The 23,641-nt window shown below is 73.9% G+C and carries 19 protein-coding genes; 13 read left to right on the plus strand and 6 right to left on the minus strand.

Annotated elements, in window-relative coordinates; genetic code table 11:
* The first annotated feature begins 39 nt into the window (after positions 1-39).
* The 12 genes from ACTVZO_RS15440 (at position 40) to ACTVZO_RS15495 (ending at position 16,257) form a co-directional block, all read left to right on the plus strand.
* Positions 40-1,383: an ABC transporter substrate-binding protein gene (locus ACTVZO_RS15440; RefSeq protein WP_443298934.1), complete on the plus strand. Its 1,344-nt coding sequence runs from the start codon at positions 40-42 to the stop codon at positions 1,381-1,383.
* Between the two features lie 7 nt (positions 1,384-1,390).
* On the plus strand, positions 1,391-2,335 hold the full coding sequence (locus ACTVZO_RS15445) for a carbohydrate ABC transporter permease (protein WP_384226661.1): 945 nt from the start codon (positions 1,391-1,393) through the stop codon (positions 2,333-2,335).
* Positions 2,332-3,174, plus strand: coding sequence for a carbohydrate ABC transporter permease (locus ACTVZO_RS15450; RefSeq protein ID WP_443298935.1), 843 nt, complete (start codon positions 2,332-2,334; stop codon positions 3,172-3,174). Before ACTVZO_RS15445 ends, ACTVZO_RS15450 begins: the two co-directional genes overlap by 4 nt.
* A gap of 2 nt (positions 3,175-3,176) precedes the next feature.
* On the plus strand, positions 3,177-4,451 hold the full coding sequence (locus tag ACTVZO_RS15455) for a 6-phospho-beta-glucosidase (protein WP_443298936.1): 1,275 nt from the start codon (positions 3,177-3,179) through the stop codon (positions 4,449-4,451).
* Complete coding sequence (locus tag ACTVZO_RS15460) at positions 4,442-5,443, plus strand: N-acetylglucosamine kinase (RefSeq protein WP_443298937.1); 1,002 nt, start codon at positions 4,442-4,444, stop codon at positions 5,441-5,443. Before ACTVZO_RS15455 ends, ACTVZO_RS15460 begins: the two co-directional genes overlap by 10 nt.
* Positions 5,444-5,619: 176 nt before the next feature.
* Positions 5,620-7,029, plus strand: coding sequence for a hypothetical protein (locus ACTVZO_RS15465; protein ID WP_443298938.1), 1,410 nt, complete (start codon positions 5,620-5,622; stop codon positions 7,027-7,029).
* 125 nt (positions 7,030-7,154) lie between these two features.
* A complete protein-coding gene (locus ACTVZO_RS15470; protein WP_443303181.1) occupies positions 7,155-8,102 on the plus strand; it encodes a glutamate ABC transporter substrate-binding protein in 948 nt (315 codons plus the stop codon).
* Between the two features lie 71 nt (positions 8,103-8,173).
* Complete coding sequence (locus ACTVZO_RS15475; protein ID WP_443303182.1) at positions 8,174-9,424, plus strand: hypothetical protein; 1,251 nt, start codon at positions 8,174-8,176, stop codon at positions 9,422-9,424.
* Complete coding sequence (locus ACTVZO_RS15480) at positions 9,421-12,288, plus strand: tetratricopeptide repeat protein (RefSeq protein WP_443298939.1); 2,868 nt, start codon at positions 9,421-9,423, stop codon at positions 12,286-12,288. The genes ACTVZO_RS15475 and ACTVZO_RS15480 overlap by 4 nt, the downstream gene beginning before the upstream one ends.
* Before the next feature lie 3 nt (positions 12,289-12,291).
* Positions 12,292-13,842 (plus strand): protein phosphatase 2C domain-containing protein, encoded by a 1,551-nt coding sequence (locus ACTVZO_RS15485; protein ID WP_443298940.1) that lies wholly within the window; start codon positions 12,292-12,294, stop codon positions 13,840-13,842.
* Between the two features lie 41 nt (positions 13,843-13,883).
* Positions 13,884-15,212, plus strand: a complete 1,329-nt coding sequence (locus ACTVZO_RS15490) for a vWA domain-containing protein (protein WP_443298941.1) — start codon at positions 13,884-13,886, stop codon at positions 15,210-15,212.
* Between the two features lie 52 nt (positions 15,213-15,264).
* Entirely contained in the window at positions 15,265-16,257 is a 993-nt protein-coding gene (locus ACTVZO_RS15495; RefSeq protein ID WP_443303183.1) for an FHA domain-containing protein, read from the plus strand.
* Here the strand turns inward: ACTVZO_RS15495 and ACTVZO_RS15500 are convergent.
* Positions 16,254-17,261 (minus strand): methyltransferase domain-containing protein, encoded by a 1,008-nt coding sequence (locus tag ACTVZO_RS15500; protein WP_443298942.1) that lies wholly within the window; start codon positions 17,259-17,261, stop codon positions 16,254-16,256. The two genes, ACTVZO_RS15495 and ACTVZO_RS15500, sit on opposite strands and share 4 nt — an antisense overlap.
* A 91-nt stretch (positions 17,262-17,352) precedes the next feature.
* Here ACTVZO_RS15500 and ACTVZO_RS15505 point away from each other — a divergent pair, with 91 nt between their 5' ends.
* The gene (locus ACTVZO_RS15505) at positions 17,353-17,757 is read left to right on the plus strand and encodes a globin (RefSeq protein ID WP_443298943.1); all 405 of its coding nucleotides are present in this window, start codon (positions 17,353-17,355) and stop codon (positions 17,755-17,757) included.
* A gap of 19 nt (positions 17,758-17,776) precedes the next feature.
* Here the strand turns inward: ACTVZO_RS15505 and ACTVZO_RS15510 are convergent, their stop codons facing one another.
* From ACTVZO_RS15510 to ACTVZO_RS15530, 5 genes are all read right to left on the minus strand, one after another.
* Entirely contained in the window at positions 17,777-18,490 is a 714-nt protein-coding gene (locus tag ACTVZO_RS15510; protein WP_443298944.1) for a hypothetical protein, read from the minus strand.
* Positions 18,487-18,954 carry an acyl-CoA thioesterase gene (locus ACTVZO_RS15515; RefSeq protein ID WP_443298945.1) on the minus strand — a complete coding sequence of 156 codons (468 nt, stop codon included), beginning with the start codon at positions 18,952-18,954 and terminating at the stop codon, positions 18,487-18,489. The genes ACTVZO_RS15510 and ACTVZO_RS15515 overlap by 4 nt, the downstream gene beginning before the upstream one ends.
* Positions 18,955-18,964: 10 nt before the next feature.
* Entirely contained in the window at positions 18,965-20,629 is a 1,665-nt protein-coding gene (ettA, locus tag ACTVZO_RS15520; protein WP_362297032.1) for an energy-dependent translational throttle protein EttA, read from the minus strand.
* Between the two features lie 279 nt (positions 20,630-20,908).
* Positions 20,909-22,390, minus strand: coding sequence for a bifunctional phosphatase PAP2/diacylglycerol kinase family protein (locus ACTVZO_RS15525; protein WP_443298946.1), 1,482 nt, complete (start codon positions 22,388-22,390; stop codon positions 20,909-20,911).
* An 87-nt stretch (positions 22,391-22,477) separates the two neighbouring features.
* On the minus strand, positions 22,478-23,620 hold the full coding sequence (locus ACTVZO_RS15530; RefSeq protein ID WP_443303184.1) for a thioester domain-containing protein: 1,143 nt from the start codon (positions 23,618-23,620) through the stop codon (positions 22,478-22,480).
* Positions 23,621-23,641: the final 21 nt, after the last annotated feature.

A 23,641-nucleotide genomic window follows, 5' to 3' on the forward strand; every position in this document is an offset into this window, starting at 1 on the left:
CCCTCCCAGGAAGTCCCCCGCGCAGAGAGTGACACCGACATGCCCAGAACCTCCCGTCTGACCTCGGCGTCCGCCACGGCCGCCGTCCTCACCGCGATATCCCTGCTCGCCACCGCGTGTACCGGATCCGCCGGGAACGCGGCCGCCGACGATCCCTCCGAGGAGGTCACGATCAACTTCTGGCACGGCTGGTCCGCGCCCGGCGAGGTCAAGGCCATCGAGGACAACATCAAGCGGTTCGAGGCGGCGCACCCGAACATCAAGGTCAAGGTCACCGGCAACATGACCGACGACAAGATCAACCAGTCGCTGCGGGCGGGCGGTGACAAGGCCCCGGACGTGGTGTCCTCCTTCACCACCGACAGCGTGGGCAAGTTCTGCAACTCGGGGGCGTTCGCCGACCTGAACCCGTTCCTGGAGAAGTCGAAGGTCGACAAGGCGAAGGTGTTCCCGCAGTCGCTGCTGAACTACACCTCGTACAAGGGCAACCAGTGCACGCTGCCGCTGCTGAACGACGCCTACGGCCTGGTCTACAACAGGGACGCCTTCGAGGCGGCCGGCATCACCGCCCCGCCCAGGACCTGGAGCGAGTTCACCGAGGTCGCGCAGAAGCTCACCAAGGCCAAGGGCGACTCGTACGAGCAGCTCGGCATCATGCCCACCTTCCACGGCTACGAGACCACCCCGATGCGGCTCGCGGCGCAGTGGGGCGCGACGTACTTCGGCGCCGACGGCAGCTCCAACCTGGCCGAGGACCCGGCCTTCACGAAGATGCTGACCGCACAGAAGGACCTGGTCGAGAAGCTCGGCGGGTACGAGAAGCTGGAGAAGTTCCGGGCCTCCTTCGGTGACGAGTGGGGCGCCGAGCACCCGTTCCACAAGGGCCAGGTCGCCATGCAGGTGGACGGCGAGTGGCGGCCGAACATGGCCCGGGAAGCGGGCGTGAACTTCAGGATCGGCACCGCGCCGCTGCCCGTCCCCGACGAGCTGACCGACGACTACGGCAAGGGCTACGTCTCCGGCACGATCATGGGCATCGCCGCGGGGAGCAAGAAGCAGAACGCTTCCTGGGAACTGGTGAAGTACATGACCACCGACACCGAGGCGGTGGTGGCCTTCGCGAACGGCATCCACAACGTGCCCTCCACCATCGAGGCGCTGGCCTCGCCGGACCTCCAGGTGGACGAGAACTTCAAGACCTTCCTCGACATCGCCCGGCACCCGAAGTCGAGCACCACCCCTCCGCAGGCGGACGGCGGCACCTACCAGCTGACCTTCACCGACCTGGCCTACCAGCACGAGAAGGGCGCGGTCACCGACCTGCCCGCCGCCCTGGCCAAGACGGACGCGCAGATCGACACGGACATCGCGAAGGCGAAGTAGCCCTCAGATGACCACGCACACCCTGCGGGCGAAGCGCCGCCGGTCGGCCCTGCGCACCACGGCCTTCATGGCGCCCTGGCTGATCGGCTTCGCCGTCTTCTTCGCCTACCCGCTCCTGTCCACCGTCTACTTCTCCTTCACCAAGTACGACGGCTTCCGGCCGCCCGTCTTCAACGGCCTGGACAACTGGACGTACGTCTTCACGCAGTACCCGCAGTTCTGGCCGGCGATGCGGAACACGCTGTGGCTGGTCGTGGTCATGGTCGCCTGCCGGGTCGTCTTCGGGCTCGGCGTCGGACTGCTCATCACGAAGGTCAAGACCGGGGCCGGGGTCTTCCGCACCCTGTTCTACCTGCCGTACCTGGCCCCGCCGGTGGCCGCCACACTGTCGTTCGTCTTCCTGCTGAACCCCGGCACCGGCCCGGTCAACACCCTGCTGGACGGGGTGGGCCTGCCGCAGCCGGGCTGGTTCACCGACGCCGACTGGTCCAAGCCGGCCCTGACCATGCTCGCGGTGTGGGGCGTCGGCGACCTGATGGTGATCTTCATGGCGGCGCTCCTCGACGTACCGAAGGAGCAGTACGAGGCGGCCGAGCTGGACGGCGCCGGTGCCTGGCAGCGGTTCCGCCACATCACCCTGCCGAACATCTCGCCGATCATCCTGTTCGCCGTGGTGACCGGAGTGATCCAGGCGATGCAGTACTACACCCAGCCGCTGGTCGCGGGGAAGGTGGCGGCCGGCGTGATCGGCGGCTCCGGGCAGCAGTTCGAGCCCGGCTACCCCGACAAGTCCACGCTCACCCTGCCCCAGATCGTCTACAACACCGGCTTCCAGCGCTTCGACTACGGCACCGCCTGTGTGCTCGCCCTCGTCCTGTTCACCCTCTGCATGGCCTTCACGGCCCTGCTGATGCGCCGCCGCGGCGGCCTGATCGGAGGCGGCCACCGATGACGCCCGCGCACCGGCGCCAAGCCGTACTCCAGTGGGTCGCCGTGCACTCGCTCGCGATCGCCGCCGCGCTGTTCTTCGTCCTGCCGTTCGTCTTCGTCTTCCTGACCTCGCTGATGACCGATCAGCAGGCGCTCACCCGCGACCTGGTGCCCGGCACCTGGGTCTGGGAGAACTACGCCAAGGTGTGGGACACCCCGGGCTTCCTGACCTGGTGGCGCAACACCCTGCTGTACGCCGGGCTGGGCACGCTGCTGACCGTGGCCTCCTCGATCCCGGTGGCCTACGCCCTCGCCAAGTTCCGCTTCCGCGGGCAGCGGGTCTCGATGCTGCTGGTCATCGCCATGATGATGCTGCCGCCCCAGGTCGTGATCATCCCGATGTACCTCTTCTGGGCCAAGCAGCTGGACCTCTCTGGCACCCTGTGGCCGCTGATCATCCCGCTGGCCTTCGGCGACGCCTTCTCCATCTTCCTGCTCCGGCAGTTCCTGCTGACCATCCCCGACGAGTACCTGGACGCGGCCCGCGTCGACGGCTGCGGCGAACTGCGCGCACTGCTGCGGGTCGTGCTGCCGATGGCCAAGCCGGGCATCGCCGCGGTCGCCCTGTTCTCGTTCTTCTCCCTGTGGAACGACTACTTCGGCCCGCAGATCTACGCCTCCGACAACCCGGCCGCCTGGACCCTCAGCTACGGGCTGGAGTCCTTCAAAGGGGCGCACCACACCAACTGGAACCTGACCATGGCCGCGACCGTGATGGTCATGGCCCCGGTGATCGTCCTCTTCTTCTTCGCCCAGAAGGCGTTCGTCGAGGGAGTCACCCTGACCGGAGTGAAAGGCTAGGCATGAAACTCGCAGTGGTGGGCGGCGGTTCCACTTACACCCCCGAGCTGATCGACGGCTTCGCGCGGCTGCGCGACACCCTGCCCGTCGGCGAGCTGGTGCTGATCGACCCCGCCGCCGAACGGCTGGAGCTGATCGGAGGCCTGGCCCGGCGCATCTTCGCCCGGCAGGGACACCCCGGGCTGATCACCACCACCTCCGACCTCGACGCCGGAGTGGAGGGCGCCGACGCCGTCCTGATCCAGCTGCGCGTCGGCGGTCAGGCCGCCCGGCTGCAGGACGAGACCTGGCCGCTGGAGTGCGGCTGCGTCGGGCAGGAGACCACGGGCGCCGGCGGGCTCGCCAAGGCGCTGCGCACCGTCCCGGTGGTCCTCGACATCGCCGAACGGGTCCGCCGGGCCAGCCCGGACGCCTGGATCATCGACTTCACCAACCCGGTCGGCATCGTCACCCGGGCCCTGCTCAAGGCCGGCCACAAGGCCGTCGGCCTGTGCAACGTCGCGATCGGCTTCCAGCGCCGGTTCGCGGCCCTGCTGGACCTGGCGCCGGCCGACATCCACCTGGACCACGTGGGGCTCAACCACCTCACCTGGGAGCTGGGGGTGCGCCGGGGCGGCCCGGACGGCGAGGACCTGCTGCCCCGGCTGCTCGCCGATCACGGGGAGGCCATCGCCGGGGACCTCCGCCTGCCGCCCGCGCTGCTGGACCGGCTGGGCGTCGTACCGTCCTACTACCTGCGGTACTTCTACGCGCACGACGAGGTGGTGCGCGAGCTGGCGACCAAGCCCTCGCGGGCGGCCGAGGTCGCCGCGATGGAACGGGAGCTGCTCGCCCTGTACGGGGACCCGGCGCTGGACGAGAAGCCCGAGCTGCTGGCCCGGCGCGGCGGCGCCTTCTACTCGGAGGCGGCCGTGGACCTGGCGGCCTCGCTGCTGGGCGGCGGGAACGGCGGCGGGCCGGCCGTGCAGGTGGTCAACACGTTCAACAACGGCACCCTGCCCTTCCTGCCGGACGACGCGGTCGTCGAGGTGCAGGCCCGGGTGGACGGCTCGGGCCCGCGGCCGCTGGCGGTGCCGGCACTGGACCCGCTGTACAGCGGGCTGGTGTCGCACGTGACGGCGTACGAGGACCTCGCCCTGGACGCGGCGCTGCGCGGCGGCCGCGAGCGCGTCTTCCGCGCGCTGCTGGCCCACCCGCTGGTGGGCCAGGCCGACCGTGCCGAGGGGCTGACCGACCGGCTCCTCGCGCACAACAAGGAGCACCTGCCATGGGCGTGAGCCGGCCGCCCGGGACGGCGGCGGTGCTGGCCGTCGACGCCGGGAACAGCAAGACGGACGTGGCGCTCCTCGGCCCGGACGGCTCGGTGCTGTGCTCCGGTCAGGCCGGCGGCTTCCAGCCGTTCCGTACGGGGGTGGCCGGGGCCGTCGACGTACTGGCGGAGGCGATGGCCGCCGCCGGGCTGGACCCCCGGGCGGCGGCCGGGCCGTACGCCGAGCACGTGTCGGCCTGTCTGGCCAACGCCGACTTCCCGGTGGAGGAGCGGAAGCTGGCGGCCGAGATCCGGCGCCGCAACTGGGCCGGATCCACGGCGGTGTACAACGACACCTTCGCGCTGCTGCGGGCCGGACTGCCCGCGGGCGCCGGGCCGCGCGGGGTCGCGGTGGTGTGCGGTGCGGGCATCAACTGCGTCGGGATGACCCCGGACGGGCGGACGGCCCGCTTCCCCGCGGTCGGCCGGATCTCGGGCGACTGGGGCGGCGGGGGCGGGCTGGCCGAGGAGGCGCTGTGGTGGGCGGCCCGGGCCGAGGACGGCCGGGGCGAGCCGACCGAGCTGGCCCGGGCGCTGCCGGCGCACTTCGGACTGGACTCCATGTACGCGCTGGTCGAGTCGCTGCACCTGGGACGGATCCCGGGCGAGCGGCGGCACGAGCTGGCGCCGCTGCTGTTCTCGGTGGCGGCCGCCGGGGACCCGGTGGCCGTGTCCCTGGTGCACCGGCAGGCGGACGAGGTCGTGGCGATGGCCGCGGTGGCGCTGGCCCGCCTGGGGCTGCTGGACGAGGACGCTCCCGTGGTGCTCGGCGGCAGCGTGCTGGCCGCCCGGCATCCGCAGCTCAACGACCGGATCGCGGTGGGCCTCGCCGAACGGGCGCCGCACGCCCGGGTGTCGGTGGTGACGGCCCCGCCGGTCCTGGGCGCCGGACTGCTGGGGCTGGACGCGCTCGGATCCCCGGACGGGGCCCACGGAAAACTGCGTGCCCATTTCGGGTGAACCGGCCCCGGAAGCCCGCCGGTCTGGAACCGTGGCGGTCGTACGGACGTATTCACGGTGAAGGGGTGGACCTGCGCCCCCCAGGGGCGGATCTCCCAAGATCCGGCACCGGGTGGTGTGGCCGGCCGTCGATGCGGCCATACTGCTGCGGAGCAAGGACCAAGGGGGAGGTCACGGTGGCCGTCACATCACGCGCGCCCGCGTCCGGGGGCGGCGGCGCCGTGCCGCCCGCCGGGCCGCCGGCGACGCCGCCCGGGGCGCCGCCGGGGCGCAGAACCGCCTGGGCCGAGGGCGTGGAGCAGCTGCGCCGCGCGGCCACCACCGAGCCGGGCCGGCTCCGGATCATCGGCGCCGCGCTGGCCGCCCTGATCGTGCTGTTCGGCAGCGTGGGCCTGTGGGAGGTCTCCGGCCGGAGCGCCGCCGCCGAGGACGTCGTGGGCCGCAGCCAGCCGCTGAGCGCGGACGCGGCGAGCCTGTACCGCTCCCTCGCGGACGCCGACACGGCCTCCTCCAGCGGCTTCCTGCTGGGCTCCACGGAGGAGCGCGAGGTCCGCCTGCGGTACGAGAAGGACATCGCCAACGCCTCCCGCCTGCTGGTCAGCGCCGCCGCGAACACCGGCGGCAGCCAGGACTCCCGCGCCCAGATCACCCTGCTCAGCGAGCAGCTGCCGCGCTACACGGGCCTGATCGAGCAGGCCCGGGCCGCCAACCGGCAGGGTCTGCCGCTGGGCGGGGCCTACCTCCGGTACGCGAACGAGCAGATGACCACCCAGCTGCTGCCGGCCGCGCAGCGGCTGTACGAGGCGGAGACCGGCCGGCTCTACACGGACTACGACGACTCCCGGTCCTGGCCGCTGGCCTCGATCGCCGCGGGCCTGGTCGCGCTCGCCGCCCTGGCATGGGCCCAGCGGCGCAACTACCGGCGTACGAACCGGGTCTTCAACCACGGGCTGCTGGCGGCCACGGCCGCGTCCGTGGTGGTGCTGCTGTGGCTGGCCGTGGGGCACACCGTGGCGCGGGCCTCGCTGAACGAGGCCCGCGCACAGGGGCAGGAGTCGCTGAAGGTGCTCAACGACGCGCGGATCGCCTCCCTCCAGGCGCGGGCCGGCGAGAACCTCACCCTGATCGCGCGCGGCGCGGTGCTGGCCGCGGACACGAAGTCCGACAAGTACGACGTGGACTTCACGACCAACATGAAGGAACTGGACGCCGGGCTGGCGATCGCCCTGCGGCTGGCCGACGACGAGGCGGGCCGGGCTCCCGTGACCCGCGCCGCGGACGGCGTGAAACTGTGGAAGCAGCGGCACACGGCGGCCCGGGAGGCGGACTTGAAGGGGGACTACGAGTCCGCACTGCTCCAGGTCGTCGGGGACAAGGACCACAAGGACAGCAGCGGGGCCGCGTTCGACACGGTGGACGCGTCCCTGGAGCAGGCGGTGGCCCACGAGCAGCGGGAGTTCACCCGGGCGGCCCGGGACGGGCTCGGCGCGCTGGGCGGCCTGCTGACCGGGACGGCGGTCCTCGCCGCCGTCGGCGCGGCGGCGGCGCTGCTGGGCATCGGGCGCAGGCTTTCGGAGTACAGGTGAGAGCGATGCGGACACGAACGGTGCGGGCCTCCGAGGGCTCCGGGGGCAGTGCGAACCATCCGGGCGCCCCGTCCGTCCTGCGGCGGCTGACGGGCCGGCTGCGCGGCTGGGGCGGGGTGAGCGCGATGGCCGTGGCCTGCGCGGTGACCGCCGCGACCGTGCTGCTGCCGCTGGCCAGTGCGGCGCCGGACGCCGCTGCGGGGGGCGCGGCGGTCCGCGGGCCCGCGTCGATGGCGGCGGCCCCGGCCGCGCCCCTCGACACCTGCCAGGACCCGGATGCCAGTCTGCGCCCGTCGGGTCTGGACGGTGCGGCGATCGCACGGATCAAGGCGGCGGGCAAGCTCGTCGCGGGCGTGGACCAGAACAGCTTCCGCTGGGGCTACCGCAACCAGGCCGAGGACGGCGGCGGGCTCGACGGCTTCGACATCGACCTGGTGAAGGCCATCGCCCAGGACATCCTGGGCGATCCGAACGCCGTCATCTACCGGGCCATCCCGACCAGTCAGCGCATCCCCGCGCTCCAGGAGGGCCGCGTCGACATCGTCGTGCGGACCATGACCATCAACTGCAAGCGGCTGGAGGAGGTCGCCTTCTCGACGGCCTACTTCGAGGCCGGGCAGCAGGTGCTGGCCCCCAGGGGCTCGCAGATCACCGGGTACGACACCTCCCTGAAGGACAAGCGGATCTGCTTCGCGGCCGGTTCCACGGCCGAGGCCACCCTGAAGGCCCAGTCGTACGGCTCGGTGCCGGTCACCGTGCCCAACCAGCTCGACTGCCTGGTCCGCCTCCAGCTCGGCGAGGTGGACGGCATCGTCACGGACAACGCCCTCGCGGCCGGCCAGGCCGCGCAGGACCCGTCGGTGCGGCTGGTCGGCTCTCCGTTCACCCGCGAGTTCTACGGCGTGGCGATGAACAAGGACGCCTCCGACCTGGTACGCCGGGTCAACAAGGTGCTGGAGGAGTACCGTTCGGGCGGCAATGAGAGCCGCTGGATGAAGTCGTACCTCAAGCACCTGCAACCGGTGCTGCCCGGCGTGACCGCGCCTCCCGCACCCAAGTACCGGGACGGCTGAGGCCGGTGGCGGGCACGGAGTCGGACACGGAAGCGGAGGCACAGTCGTTGGAGTCGTGGTCGTCGGCAGTGATGGACCGGGACGGCGTCGACCGTGCCCTGACCCGGCTGGGCGCCGAGCACGAGGCCGTCGAGACCTCGCTGCTGGCCCTCCAGGACCACGCCGGGCGCCGGCTGCTGGAGGGCGCCGGGCTGACCGGGGTGACCAAGGAGCGCTGGGCGGCCGCCGACGCGGACATCACCCGGCTGTGGACGTACTTCGACGCCTACAGCGGGGCCCTGGCCGCCGCCCGGGAGATACGGGAGCGCCGTCGCTGGCCGGGCCGCGACGACCTGGTCGAGCTGACCGAGCGGCTGCGCGGGCCCGGGGTGCTGATCGCGGGCGCCGCCGTGGACGGCGCCGAGCTCGCCGAGCGCTTCTCGCTCGCCGAGCTGGTGGCCCGGATGAACGAGCTGTACGCGGGCTCGCTGGACGTGGTGGTCGCCGCCGACGCGGTGTGGTCGGCGCTGCCCGCCCGGATCGACCTGCTCGCCGCCGAACTGCACCGCACCCGCTCGCTGGCCCACTCGGTGGGGGTGCGGCCGGGCGAGCACCCCTCGGGCGACGACCTGGAGACCATCACCGCCGAGCTGGCGGAGCTGCGCGCCGAGGTGATCGCGGACCCGCTGGCGTTCTGGGTGCCGGCCGCGGCGGGGAGCTCCGCGCCGGGCGGCGGCCGCCCGGACACCCGGCGCTACGACAGGGCCGCGCTCGCGCTGGAGGACGTACGCCGGGAGGTCGAGGCCGTGCTGGACGTCCGGCAGGACGCCGAGCAGCGGCTGATCAGCCTGCGGGACGTGCTCTCGCGGGCCGACCGGACCCTGGCGGAGGCGCGGACGGCCCGCGGCGAGGTGCTGGCGAAGATCGCCGCGTCGGAGGTGCCCGCGGTGAGCGGCCCGCCGACGGTGCTCCAGGAGCAGCTCGCGGCGGCGGCCGAGCACCGGCGCCAGTCCCGCTGGCACCGGCTCTCCCCGCTGCTGGAATCCCTGGAGGAACGGGCCGAGGAGGAACTGCGCCGGGCCCGTGAATCGTTGACCGCGGTGACGGCACCTCTCGCGGTGCGGGCCGAGCTGCGCGGGCGGCTCGACGCCTACAAGGCGAAGGTGGCCCGGCACGGGCTGGCGGAGGATCCGCTGCTGATCGAGCGGTACGACACGGCCCGGCGGATGCTGTGGAGCGCGCCCTGCGACCTGCGGGCCGCCGAGCAGGCCGTCCTGCGCTACCAGCAGGCCGCGGGCGAGGCGGTGCGGGGCGCGGGGGCCCCCGGAAAGGAGGGCGCATGAGCCTGATCGGAACGGGGTGCGTGCGGCCCGGCTGCCCGGGGGCGTACGAGGACATGGGCGGCGGCGAGGTCTACTGCGACACCTGCGGGCTCGCGCCGATCGGCTCGGTCGCGGCCGGCGCGGAGGAACTGGTGTCGCCGCCGACGGGGATGACGAGCGCCGCTCGCGGCGCGGCCGCCCTGGGCTCCGCCGGATCGGGCGGGTCCACCGGCTCGGCCGGGTCCCGGGGGTCCACGGGCTCGCAGGGGTCGCACGGCTCGGCGCGCTCCTCGGCCTCGGCGCGCTCCTCGCGCTCGTCGGCGTCTCGCCGCTCCGTGTCGGGGCGGCTCTCGCGCGCCCTGTCGGGATCGGCGTCCGCCCGGTCGGTGTCGGTGCGCAGTTCGGGCTCGGCGCCGTCGGCCTCGGGGCGCGGGCGGCTCGGCGCCGGGCTGGTCAACGTACCGGAAGTGCCGCGTCCGGACCCTGCGGCTGCGGTCCTGGAGAACCCGGAGGTGCCCGAGCGCAAGCGGTTCTGCTCGCGCGCCGACTGCGGGGCCCCGGTGGGGCGCGCCCGGGGCGACCGGCCCGGACGGACGGAAGGGTTCTGCACCAAGTGCGGGCACCCGTACTCCTTCGTGCCCAAGCTGCGCGCGGGCGAGGTGGTCCACGGCCAGTACGAGGTGGCCGGCTGCCTCGCGCACGGCGGGCTCGGCTGGGTGTACCTGGCGGTGGACCGGGCGGTGTCGGACCGGTGGGTGGTCCTCAAGGGCCTGCTGGACACCGGTGACGAGGACGCGATGGCCGCCGCGATATCGGAGCGGCGCTTCCTCGCGGAGATCGAGCACTCCAACATCGTGCGGATCTACAACTTCGTGGAGCACCTGGACCAGCGGACCGGTTCGCTGGACGGGTACATCGTCATGGAGTACGTGGGCGGCAAGTCGCTGAAGGAGATCGCGAACGAGCGGCGCCGGCCGGACGGGCGGCGCGATCCGCTGCCGGTGGAACAGGCCTGCGCGTACGGGATCGAGGCGCTGGAGGCGCTCGGTCACCTGCACAGCAGGAACCTCCTGTACTGCGACTTCAAGGTCGACAACGCGATCCAGCAGCAGGACCAGCTGAAGCTGATCGACATGGGCGCGGTCCGGCGGATGGACGACGAGGAGTCGGCCATCTACGGCACGGTGGGCTACCAGGCCCCGGAGGTCGCCGAGCTGGGCCCCTCGGTCGCCTCCGACCTGTACACGGTGGCACGCACCCTGGCCGTGCTCACCTTCGACTTCCAGGGCTACACGAACGTGTTCGTGGACTCGCTGCCGGACCCGGCGCACATCGAGGTGTTCGGGCGGTACGAATCCTTCTACCGGCTGCTCGTCCGGGCCACCGATCCGGACCCCGGGCGGCGGTTCGCCTCCGCGCAGGAGATGGCGGACCAGCTGACGGGCGTGCTGCGCGAGGTCGTCGCCCTCCAGACGGGCCGGCCGCGGCCGCAGCTGTCCACCCTGTTCGGCCCGGAGACCCGGGTCCCGGACACCCGCCTCTTCGCGGACACCGCCGACCCGGCCGTATCCCGCCTGGGCCTCCGCCCGCCCGCCCCCCGCCGCGGCCTGCTCCCCGGACGCGGCCTGCGCGGATCCCCCGCCCTGCCCCGGGGCGCCGCCGCCCCGGTGTCCCCGGCAGGCGTGCCCGTACTCCCGGCCGGGGCTCCCGGACCGTGGGCGCAGGCGCCCGGGAGCGGGACCCCGGCCGGCGGGGTCGCCGTTCCCGCGGGCTCCGGCCCGTGGGGCCGCGGTGCGGCCCAGGGCGGGATCGGGACCAGTGCCACGCACGTGGCGGCGGTGCCCGGGCCCCGGCACGCGACTGCGGCGCCCGTCCCGGCGGCGGAGGCGGCGGCCGGGACGGCGGCGGCGGAGGCGGCTCCCGAGAGAGCCGGCGCGGGGCCCGCACCCGCACCCGTCTCCCCCGCGGGAGCGGCCCGGCGCGACACCGCGCTGGCGCTGCCCGTACCGCTGGTGGACCCGGCCGACCCCAACGCCGGTTTCCTGACCGGCCTGCTGGCCTCCGCACCCGGCGACCTCCTGGGAGCCCTCGGCTCGGCGCCCGCCGATTCGGCGGAGCTGCGGCTGCGGGAGCTGCGGGCCCGGCTGGAGCTGGGCGAACCGACCGCGGCCTCCGCCGCCTTGCGGGAGCTCGAGGCCCGGTACCCGGACGACTGGCGGGTGGTGTGGGCCCGCGGCGTCGCCTCCCTGGCCTCCGGGGAGGACGAGATCGCGGCCCTGTCCTTCGACGCGATCTACGACGCCTTCCCGGGGGAGCCCGCGCCGAAGCTGGCGCTGGGGCTGTGCGCGGAGGTCCTCGGCCAGCTGGACAACGCCGCCGAGTACTACCGCCTCGTCTGGACCACCGACCCCGGGTTCGTGAGCGCCGCCTTCGGGCTGGCCCGGGTGCAGCTCGCCGCGGGCGACCGGGCCGGAGCCGTGCTCACGCTGGAGTCCGTACCCGAGGCCTCCATCCACTACACCGCCGCGCGGGTGGCCGCCGTACGGGCACGTCTGCGCGACCGGTCCCCGCAGGAGGCCCTGCTGGCCGACCTGGCGGCCGCCGCCGGGCAGGTGGAGGCGCTGCGGAGGTTCGGGCTGGATCCGGAGCGCCACGAGCGGCTCACGACGGAAGTTCTGGGCTCGGCCCTGGACTGGGTACTGTCGGGTAGCCGGGGTTCCGATCCCGGCAGCACCTCGCTGCTCGGCAGTCAACTGGACGAACGGGGCCTGCGCTTCGGACTGGAGCGCTCGTACCGCGTACTCGCACGGCTGGCGCAGCGGGGCGAGGAGAGGATCGAACTGGTGGAGCGGGCAAACCGTTTCCGTCCCCGGACGTGGGTGTGAGTGATGTCGATGCATCGGCTGTCGGGCTGCCCCAGCTGCTCGGAACCCCTCGAGGAGGGTGACCGTTTCTGCGGCGTCTGCGGTTACGCCGTGACCGCCCCTCCCCCGGCGGATCCGGCCGCGGACCACCCGACCATCCCCCTCCCGTCGGCACCGCCTGCACCACCGGCCCCGCCCGCCCCACCGGCCGCCGCGGGCGGCCACGGCGCCCCGGCGCCCGGCGGTTCCCACGCCGCCTCCGAGCCCGCCCCGGGCTGGGGCAGCGTCGCCTCGGCCGCGCCGACTCTGGTCGGCGAGCCGGGCGGCTGGGCGCTCACCCCGCCGGAGGCCGAGCCGGAGCGGGAGCCGGGCAACGGCCCGGTGCCGCGCCCGGCCCCGGCCGCGGCCGCGGGCCACGACGGCCCGCACGGCGCCGCCACTCCTCCCGAGGGGACCCCCTGGGGCCCGGCGGAGCACGCGTACGGCGCCGGCGGCGACGACCAGCCGGCCCGGTACGACCTGCCCGGCGGCACCCCGACCCCGCCGGAAGGGACCACCTGGGGCGCGGGCGACGCCCCGTACGAGACCGCCGCCCCCGCGCACGGCGCCCCGGCCGGGGCCCCGCAGGCCGCCGGCGGGAAGACCTGCGTCGCCTGCCGGACCGGGTACGTCGACACCGACGGCTACTGCGAGCACTGCGGGCACGCCCAGCCCCGGGAGCGCGACCACCTGGAGGAGGAGCTCGGCAGCGTGGCGGCGGTCAGCGACCGCGGGCTGCGCCACCACCGCAACGAGGACGCCTTCGCGGTCGCGGCCACCGCACTGCCCGACGGCTCCGCCGCCACCGTGGCCATCGTCTGCGACGGCGTCTCCTCCGCGAGCCGCCCCGACGAGGCGTCGGCCGCCGCGGCCGCCGCCGCCAACGAGTCCCTGCTCGACGCGCTCCCGCGCGGCGCCCATCCCCAGGAGGCCATGCACGAGGCGATCCTGGCCGCCGCCGCGGCGGTCAACGCCCTGGCCCCGGAGGTGCCCGGCGCGCAGAACGCCCCGGCCTGCACCCTGGTCGGGGCCGTCGTCAGCGGCGGCCTGCTCACCATCGGCTGGGTGGGCGACAGCCGTGCGTACTGGGTCCCGGACGACCGCTCCGCCCTGTCGCGCCGGCTCACCGAGGACGACTCCTGGGCCGCCCAGATGGTCGCGGCCGGTCTGATGGGCGAGGCCGAGGCGTACGCCGACGCCCGGGCCCACGCCATCACCGGCTGGCTCGGGGCCGACGCGTACGACCTCGAACCGCACACCGCCGTCTTCAAGCCGGACCACCCCGGTGTCGTCGTCGTCTGCACCGACGGCCTGTGGAACTACGCGGAGGCCGCCAGGGACATGGCCCAGGTGCTGCCCCCGGACGCCGCCGCCCGGCCCCTGCACAGTGCGCAGGTGCTGGTGGGCCACGCCCTGGACGGCGGGGGCCACGACAACGTCACCGTCGCCCTCGTGCCGTTCGCCGCGCAGGCCGAACCGGAACCGGGCTCCGGCCCCGCGGAGGAACCGCAAGCGGAAGCGTCTCCCCGGGCCTGACCAGCCCGACTCGCCTGTCCGAGCCCCTAGGAGCCCCACCGATGGCGAACTTCGCCAAGCCCAGCGCCCCGCGGTTCAGCGTGGAGGTGTACCAGAACGAGTTCCTCCCGCAGGGCGGGCAGGACGTCCACGCCATCGTCACGGCCACCTCCACCGGCGGTGCCGCCGCCACCCGCGCGGCGGCGGCCGGCCGGGGCGCGGCAGCCGTCGTGATCATGGTCGACTGCTCGGGCTCCATGGAGTACCCGCCGGAGAAGATGCGCGGTGCCCGCGAGGCCACGGCCGCGGCCGTCGACACCCTGCGCGACGGCACCTCCTTCGCCGTGATCGCCGGCACGCACGTGGCCAGGGAGGTGTACCCGGGCCAGGGCCGGCTGGCCGTCGCCGACCCGGTGACCCGCGCCCAGGCCAAGGAGGCGCTGCGCGGGCTCAGCGCCGGCGGCGGCACCGCCATCGGCACCTGGCTGCGGCTGGCCGACGGCCTGCTGCGGCAGTCCCCCGCGGCCATACGGCACGGGATCCTGCTCACCGACGGCCGCAACGAGCACGAGGACCCGGCCCAGCTGCGCGCCACCCTCGACGCGTGCGCGGGCCGGTTCACCTGCGACGCCCGCGGGGTGGGCACCGACTGGGAGGTCAAGGAGGTCACCGGCGTCGCGAGCGCCCTGCTCGGCTCGGCCGACATCGTGGCGGACCCGGCGCACCTCGCCGAGGACTTCACGCACATGATGGAGAACGTCATGGGCAAGGAGGTCGCGGACGTCGCGCTGCGCCTGTGGACCCCGGTCGGCGCGGAGATCCAGTACGTGAGGCAGGTCGCGCCCGCCGTCCAGGACCTGACCGACCGCCGTACCGAGGCCGGTCCGCGGGCCGGCGACTACCCGACCGGCTCCTGGGGCGACGAGTCCCGCGAGTACCACGTGTGCGTGCGCGTCCCGAGTGCGGGCGTGGGCCAGGAGATGCTCGCCGCCCGCGCCTCGCTCGTCCTGCCGGGAGCGGCGGGCGAGCCGGCCGCCGTCCTCGCCCAGGGGCTGGTGCGGGCCGTGTGGACGGACGATCTGGCCGCCTCCACCGCCATCAACCCGCAGGTCGCCCACTACACCGGGCAGGCGGAACTGGCGCAGGCTATCCAACAGGGCCTCGAAGCCCGCAAACTGGGCGATGTGGGGGGAGCGACGGCCAAACTCGGCCGCGCCGTGCAGCTGGCGAGCGTCTCGGGAAACGCCGACACCGCCAAGCTCCTGGCGAAGGTGGTGGATGTCGTCGACGCCGCGGCGGGTACTGTGCGGCTGAAGGCGAAGGTCGCCGACGCCGACGAGATGACCCTTGAAACGCGTTCGACGCAGACCGTCCGAGTGAAGAAGATCTGAAAGACCTGAGAGACCTGACGCGATGACGCAGGCAGAAGGGGGAAGCGCCGCCATGCCGACCTGCCCGAACGGGCACCAGTCCGCCTCCGACGACTGGTGCGAGGTCTGCGGCCATCGCATGGCTGCCTCCGAAGGCGCCCCTGCGGCGCCCTCCTACGGCTACGGCTACCCCCCGACCGCCGGCGAGCCGACCGCCCAGGCCGAGCTCTGCCCGCAGTGCCGGACCCCGCGCGAGGCCATGGCCCCGTTCTGCGAGGAGTGCCGGTACAACTTCCTGACGCGTACGGCGACTTCGTACACCCCGGTCGCCCCGGCCGCTCCGGACTCCGGGGCCCGGGGGAGCGTCGCCGGGGCCCCGTCCACGCCTCCGCCGCCCGTGGCGTACGCGCAGGACCACTTCGAGTACCAGGGCTCGCGGCCCTCGCGGGTCAACCGGCCGGCCGAGCCGTTGCAGCGCGAGGACGACTGGCTGCTGCCGCCTCCGGCCCAGGAGCCGCAGCCGCAGTACCAGCAGCAGCCTCCGCCGCCGCCCCAGCGCGAGTACCAGCAGGAGTACCAGCACCAGGCCCCGCAGCAGCACCAGCAGCAGCCGCCTCAGCAGTACCAGCCGCCCCAGCAGCAGTCGTTCGCACCGCAGGGCGTCTCGTGGAGCGCGACGATCGGCCCCGACCGCTCGTACTTCATGGCGATGATGCAGCGCAGCGGTCCCGAGGCGGCCGGGCTCAACCTGCCCGCGTACTCCCCGGAGCAGCACCTGCCGCTCGCCGGCGGCCAGATCACCATCGGCCGCCGCCGCGCCTCCACGGGCGAGTCCCCCGACATCGACCTGTCGGTGCCGCCGGAGGACCCGGGCGTCTCGCACCAGCACGCGGTCCTCGTCCAGCAGCCCGACCTGAGCTGGGCGGTGGTGGACCAGAACTCCACCAACGGCACCACCATCAACGGCGGCGAGGACCCGATCCAGCCCTACGTCCCGGTCCCGCTCGGCGACGGCGACCGCGTCCACGTCGGCGCCTGGACCACGATCACCATCCGCCGCGGCTAGCCCCGCGGCTCGGCGACCCCCAGGGGCCATACGTACGGGCCCTGGGGATCGTCGAGCCAGGCCCACTGGCCCTCGCCGCTGACGGTGACCCCGAAGCGCTCGCGGGCCGGCCGGTCCTCCCGGCGCCACAGGTCCAGGGCCTCGCGGGGGTGCAGGACGCCGTCGGTCAGCACGAGCATGAACTGGAAGCGCTCGTTCTCCACCAGCTCGTACGGGAGCCCGTGCGGCGTCCCGGCGGCCGGATCGCGCGGCGGCGCCGCCGTGGCCCCGCGCAGCGGCACGAAGTACGCCGGGGTGTGCAGGAAGCGGCCCTCGGCGAAATCGGGATCGCGGACCGTGAGGGCGATCAGCCCGGTCGACAGCGGCGCCAGGATCCGCGCCCCGGGCCGGCACTGGGCCGTCCAGGCGTGCGGGACCATCGGCAGCGCGCAGGTCACCAGGATCCGGTCGAACGGGGCCCTGGCCGGGCAGCCGCGCGCGCCGTCGCCGGTGACCACCAGCGGGTGGTAGCCGAGCTCGGCCAGGTGCGCCCGGGCGGACTCGGTGATCTCCTCGTCCAGGTCCACGGTGGTGACGAGGTCCTCGCCGAGCCGGTGGCAGAGCAGCGCGGCGTTGTAGCCGGTGCCCGCGCCGATCTCCAGCACGTTGTCGCCGTCGCGCACCTCCAGCGCCCGGAGCATCTTCGCCATCAGGGAGGGCTGGCTGCTGGAGGAGAGCAGTTCGCCGTCGCGCAGCCGGGTCGCGAGCGGGGTGTCCACGTATACCCCGCGCAGCCAGCGGGCCCGCTGCTCGGGATCGGGGTCCTGCGCCCAGAGCCGCTCGTGGCCGGCTCCGCGGCCGGTCCAGAAGTAGGGGACGAAGACGTGCCGGGGCACGGCGGCGAAGGCCGCCCGCCAGGCCGGGTCGTCCAGCACCCCGGCCGCCGTGAGCTCCCGCACCTGGGCGGCGTGCGCGGTCCCGCGCAGGTCCCGTACCCCGGTGCTGCGTGCGGTGTGTGCACCCATGCATCCACTGTCCTGCGCGCGGCCGTCGCGGGCGAACGCGGGGGGTCCTAGGACCCGGGTCCTCCGTCCGGGTGTCTGAGACGATGGTCGGGTGAATGAGATTCCGCGGGGCACGCTTCAGGAGCAGACCTTTTACGAGCAGGTGGGCGGCGAGGAGACCTTCCGCCGTCTCGTCCGGCGCTTCTACCAGGGGGTCGCGGAGGACCCGCTGCTGCGCCCGATGTACCCGGAGGAGGACCTGGGCCCCGCCGAGGAGCGGTTCGCGCTGTTCCTGATGCAGTACTGGGGCGGCCCGACCACCTACAGCCAGCACCGCGGGCACCCGCGCCTGCGGATGCGGCACGCACCGTTCCAGGTGGACGCGGCGGCGCACGACGCCTGGCTGCGCCACATGCGGGTCGCGGTGGACGAGCTGGGGCTGGCCCCGGAGCACGAGGCCCAGCTGTGGAAGTACCTGACCTATGCCGCCGCGTCGATGATCAACACGGCGGGCTAGCGGAAGCGGATCCCGGGGGTCAGACCGGCCGGACCTGGAGGGCGCCCAGGCCGGCGGGGTTGCCGGGGCGGCGCATGGCGACCGAGCCGTACGGGGTGCGCAGGCGCAGCCAGCTCCCGGCGGCGAGCAGGGCCACCGGGCCGGCGCCCTGGGGCGCGGGGGTGGCGGCGGGCACGGTGGACCGTACGGGCCGCAGGAAGCCCAGGGACTGGGCGGCGTGCACGGCGCGCAGCGGGAGTTCGGTGTCGCCGAGGGTGCGGGACCAGATCTCGCGGCCGATGCGGTCGCGCTCGGAGCGGGTCCGGTGCTGCGCGGGCAGGGCCTCGTCACGGGCGCGGAACTCGGCGACGGCGCCCGCCACGGCCGCCCGCATCTCCGCGGGCCCGGGCAGCCCGGGCAGCTGGCGCCAGCCGCCGCGGGGCGGGAGCACCCCGGCCCAGGGCGGGCCGGTGACGGGACCGGGCACGGTGGCGTCGGCCGCGGCCTCGTCCACCGATTCCAGGAGCTCCCCGGCCGAGACGGTCAGGTCCAGCGGTGTCGCGAGGGGCGCGGCGAGCCGCACCGTGCGGACGGCCAGGACCTCGAAGGAGGGCGGCCTTCCGAAGACGGCGAGCGCGCCGCCGCCGGCCTGGAGCCGGACGGCGGCGGCGCGGTCGTAGTGCACCAGCCTGCCCAGGAAGGCGGCGAGGTCCGCCGCCTCCCCGGAGTCGGCGAAGTGCAGCCGTTCGTTCATGCCGCGAGGCGTCCTTCCGAACCGGCCGCCGGCGTGCCCGGCTCGTCGAGGTACTTCTGGAGGAAGTGCCTCTCCTCGGCCGTGATGCGGCGGGGCCGCCCCTCGGCGAGGTTGTAGGGCACGACCACCGTCGAGGCGCGCACGTAGACCTTCTCCGGCGCGTCCTCGGTCGCCTCGTCCTTGACCTCGTAACCGATGGTCAGGGACGCGGCGCCTATCCGGGTCACCCAGGATTCGATGAGCACGGGCTCGTGACGGTGCACGAGGGGCAGCTTGTAGTCGATCTCGTGGCGGGCCACGACGGACCCTCCCGTGAAGGACTCGCTGCCCTCCCCCGGCGCCAGCCGGAACATGAAGTCGATCCTCGCCTCCTCCAGGTAGCGGAGGAAGACCACGTTGTTCACGTGGCCGAAGGAGTCCATGTCCGACCAGCGCAGGGGGCACCGGTAGTGGTGTCTTGCCATGGTGCGGGCCTCAGCCTCGGGTGAGCTTCTTGTAGGTGGCACGGTGCGGACGGGCCGCGTCCGGGCCGAGACGCTCGATCTTGTTCTTCTCGTACGACTCGAAGTTGCCCTCGAACCAGTACCACTTCGACTCGCCCTCGTACGCCAGGATGTGCGTGGCGACCCGGTCGAGGAACCAGCGGTCGTGGGAGATGACCACGGCCGCACCGGGGAACTCGAGGAGCGCGTTCTCGAGCGAGGACAGGGTCTCGACGTCGAGGTCGTTGGTGGGCTCGTCGAGGAGCAGCAGGTTGCCGCCCTCCTTGAGCGTCAGCGCCAGGTTCAGGCGGTTGCGCTCACCACCGGACAGGACACCGGCCGGCTTCTGCTGGTCAGGGCCCTTGAAGCCGAAGGCGCTGACGTACGCGCGGGACGGCATCTCGACCTGGCCCACGTTGATGTAGTCCAGCTCGTCCGACACGACCGCCCAGAGGGTCTTCTTCGGGTCGATGTTGGCGCGGGACTGGTCGACGTAGGAGATCTTGACGGTCTCGCCGACCTTGATGGCGCCGGAGTCCGGCGTCTCCAGGCCCTGGATCATCTTGAAGAGCGTGGTCTTGCCGGCGCCGTTCGGGCCGATGATGCCCACGATGCCGTTGCGCGGCAGCGTGAAGGACAGGTCGTCGATCAGGACCTTGTCGCCGAACGCCTTGGAGAGGTTGTTGACCTCGACCACGATCGAGCCCAGACGCGGGCCCGGCGGGATCTGGATCTCCTCGAAGTCGAGCTTGCGCATCTTGTCCGCCTCGGCCGCCATCTCCTCGTAGCGGGCCAGACGGGCCTTGGACTTGGTCTGACGCCCCTTGGCGTTGGACCGCACCCACTCCAGCTCTTCCTTGAGGCGCTTCTGGCGCTTCTCGTCCTTGCGGCCCTCGACCTTGAGGCGGGTGGCCTTCTTCTCCAGGTACGTGGAGTAGTTGCCCTCATAGGGGTGCGCGCGGCCGCGGTCGAGCTCGAGGATCCACTCGGCGACGTTGTTCAGGAAGTACCGGTCGTGGGTCACGGCCACGACGGCGCCCTTGTACTGCGAGAGGTGCTGCTCCAGCCAGTTCACCGACTCGGCGTCGAGGTGGTTGGTGGGCTCGTCGAGGAGGAGCAGGTCCGGAGCCTCGATCAGCAGCTTGCAGAGCGCCACACGGCGCTTCTCGCCACCGGAGAGGTTGGTGACGGGCCAGTCGCCGGGGGGGCAGCCCAGGGCGTCCATGGCCTGCTCCAGCTGGGCGTCGAGGTCCCAGGCGTTGGAGTGGTCCAGGTCGTCCTGGAGCTTGCCCATCTCGTCCATGAGGGCGTCGGTGTACTCGACGCCCATCAGCTCGGCGACCTCGTTGAAGCGCTTGAGCTTCTTCATGGTCTCGGCGGCGCCGTCCTGGACGTTCTCCAGGACCGTCTTCGACTCGTCGAGCTTGGGCTCCTGCATGAGGATGCCGACGGTGAAGCCGGGCGACAGAAAGGCGTCGCCGTTGGACGGCTGCTCCAGGCCCGCCATGATCTTCAGAACGGTGGACTTGCCGGCACCGTTCGGGCCGACCACACCGATCTTCGCGCCGGGCAGGAAGTTCAGGGTGACGTCATCAAGAATCACCTTGTCGCCGTGCGCCTTGCGCGTCTTGCGCATGGTGTAGATGAACTCAGCCAAGAGAAACCGTCCGGCAGATCGATGGGTGGGCAGATACACCCCATCTTGCCAGGCGTCCATACCTCGGGGGAAACGCGTATGGCCCGGGGGCCCTGACCTGTGCTCCAGGGTCAGGGCGCCTTTGTGCAGGTGGGAGCTGGCTCCCGAAGGAAGTGACCGACAGGTTGGGAACGCTTTCGCCAGGCCCCCTGTTCGCCCGCCGCGCAGCCGGGGGGGAGCGCCCCCGAGGCCGCCCTTACCGGCCCACGGACGGCCCGGGGCCGGTTCGGGCGGGCCTCGTCACAGGTGGGGGCGGTAGACGGTCAGGGCGTCGGGGAGCGAGTCGAGGACCAGGCCGGAGGAGGCCTGGGCGTACTCGCCGTCGTACGCGAACGGGGTGCCCGGCGGGATCTCGTCGATCCGCAGGCTGCGCAGCCGGGTGGCCGCATGGACCGGGGAGCGGGTCAGCGGGCCCGCGAGGGCGGCGGCCAGCAGCCGGGGGCCCGGGCGCCCGCCGCCGTGGACGAGCCGCACGTCGAGCAGTCCCTCGCCCAGGTTGTCGCGGCGGCGGGGGGTCGGGCCGGTGCCGTGGTAGGTGCCGTTGCCCGCGAAGAGCAGCCAGACGCTGCGGGGCCGCCCGGCCGGGCGCAGCCGCACCGGGCGCTGGGCGTTCAGCACCCGCCAGGCCGCCAGCAGGGCGGCGGGGCCGCCGCCGATGCGCGGGGCCCAGTGCAGGCGGTGGCGCAGCAGCTCGGGGTAGGCGCCGATGCTGAAGTTGTTCAGGAAGTAGCCGGGCCGGCCCTCGTCCGGGCCCGGGGTGAACCGGCCCACCCCGATGTGGACGGCGTGCCCGTCGGCCACGGCCCGGCAGGTGTCCTCGGTGCCGCTGATGCCGAGGTCCATCGCGAAGTGGTTGAGGCTGCCGCCGGGGAACACGGCGAGCGGCAGCCCGGCGCGCAGGGCTGCGGTGGCGGCCGCGTTGACGGTGCCGTCGCCCCCGCAGACGCCGAGGACGGTGGCGCGGGAGGCCGCGGACTCCAGGGCGGCGGGGAGTTCCGGGCCCGTGCACTCGATCACCTCGGCCTCGGGGAGCCGGGCGCGCAGCAGGTCGAGGCCGGCGGTGGTGGCGGTGCCCGACGCGGTGTTGACCACCACGGTCAGCCCGGCCCCGTCGGGCAGCGCGGGCACGCCGGCGGCGGGCCGCTCGACGCCCGGCACGACCCTGGCGTCCTTGGCGTCGCGGGCGAGCCGGTCCACGACCAGGCCCGCGGCCACGCCCAGCGCCGCGCCCGCGAGCACGTCGGAGGGGTAGTGGACCCCGGTGTAGATCCGGGAGAAGGCCACGGACGCGGCCACCGGGGCCAGCGCGGCGCCCCAGCCCGGGGACTCCAGGGCCAGCCCGGCGGTGAAGGCGAAGGCCGAGGCCGCGTGCCCGGACGGGAAGGAGGTGGTCTGCGGCTGCGTCGCGAGCTGCCGCACGGCGGGCACCCCGTCCAGCAGCGGCCGCGGGCGGCGTACGGACCATTTGCCGACGGTGTTGATGGTCGCGGAGGCCAGCGCCAGCGAGGCGGCCCCGCGGACGGCGGCCTTGCGGGCCCGGGCCGACCCGAAGGCGGCGAGCCCGAGCGCGGCCCCGCCCCACAGCACCCCGTGGTTCGCGGCCCGCCCGAGCCTGGGCAGCACCCGGTCGGCCCCGGGCCAGTGCCGTCGGGCCACTACGTCGAACAGCCGCCGGTCCCACCGCGCGACTGCACCCTGCCAGGTCAACTCTTGATCGGCCATGGCCAGCGCCTACCCCGGGCACGGCCCCGGAATCGACCCGACCGGGGCGGACCCGCCCGGGGCCGACGGGACCGGGGCCGACCCGGCCTAGTGGTCCTCCCCGTCCAGGGGGCGCTTGCGGAGCAGGAGGACCACCAGGCCGCCGAGGACCACCAGGCCCACCGCCAGGGAGGCGATGACCGGGGTGGCCGCCGAGCTGCCGCTGGAGGCCAGCCGCTCCTCGTCCGGGGAGTCCGGTGTGCTCTGGCCGGTCTGGACGCTCTGGCCGCCCTGGCCGGCGGGCTGGATGCCCGGCTGTCCGCCGGCCTCCGCGGTGACGGGCTGGACCGTCGGGGGCTCCGGCCAGACCGCCGTGGCCGTGGCCGCTGCCGCGGACTCGCTGGAGCCCGCCACGATCTGCGCCTGGGCCGGCACCCCGCTGGTGAAGACCCGCCCGACGGGAACCTTCGTCGCGCCCTGGACGGTGACCGAGGCCGTGCCGTCGGGGGTGCCCGGGGGCACCTCGAAGTAGAGCCGGGTGCCGTTGCCGGCCGCGGCCAGCGGCCGCCCCTCCGCGTCCACCACCCGCACCCCCATCGCCACGGCCGCCGCGTCCGGGACGACGGACACGCTCCGCGCCCCGGTCCGCACGGTCACCGGGCCGAGCCGGGTGCCGACCGCCCCGTACACACCACCCGGGTCCAGCCCCAGCGAGGCCGGCGGCTCGGGCAGCTGCCCGGCCTCCCGCTGGAGGTAGTCGGCCAGCTTCTCCGCCGCCGGGTCCGCGGCCTCGACCCGTACCCCTTCCGCCAGCCGCCAGATCGCCACCTGGGTGCCCGCCGCCGCGCTCTCGGCGGTCAGCGAACCGGCCCCGGCGGCCTCGGCGAGGCCCGCCAGATCGTTCAGCTGCGGGTAGGAGTGCTCCAGGACCCAGCGGATCCGGCCCGCCTCCCGCTTCCCGGCGAGCGGGCTGCCGCTCCAGCCGCTCTCGGTGTAGCGGGACTGGGGCTGCGCGTGGCCTTCGACGCCGACCCCGTACGTCTGGAGCATCCCGCCGCCGTCGACCCGCATCTCGTAGAGCCCGGCCGGGATGTGCCGGATCGACCCGTCCCCGGAGTGGAGCACCGCCTGCCCGTACGTCTTCAGCCCGTCCAGCACGGCGCTCGCGCCTTCCGGAGCCTGGGCCACCGCCGGGCCGGAGTCGGCGGCCGCCTGGGCTCCGGGCGCGGCGGTGAGGGCCGCGGCCAGCAGGGCGACGGCGAGCGGGCGCCG

This window comes from Streptomyces sp. IBSNAI002 (genome assembly GCF_052244475.1).
Taxonomy (GTDB): Bacteria; Actinomycetota; Actinomycetes; order Streptomycetales; family Streptomycetaceae; genus Streptomyces.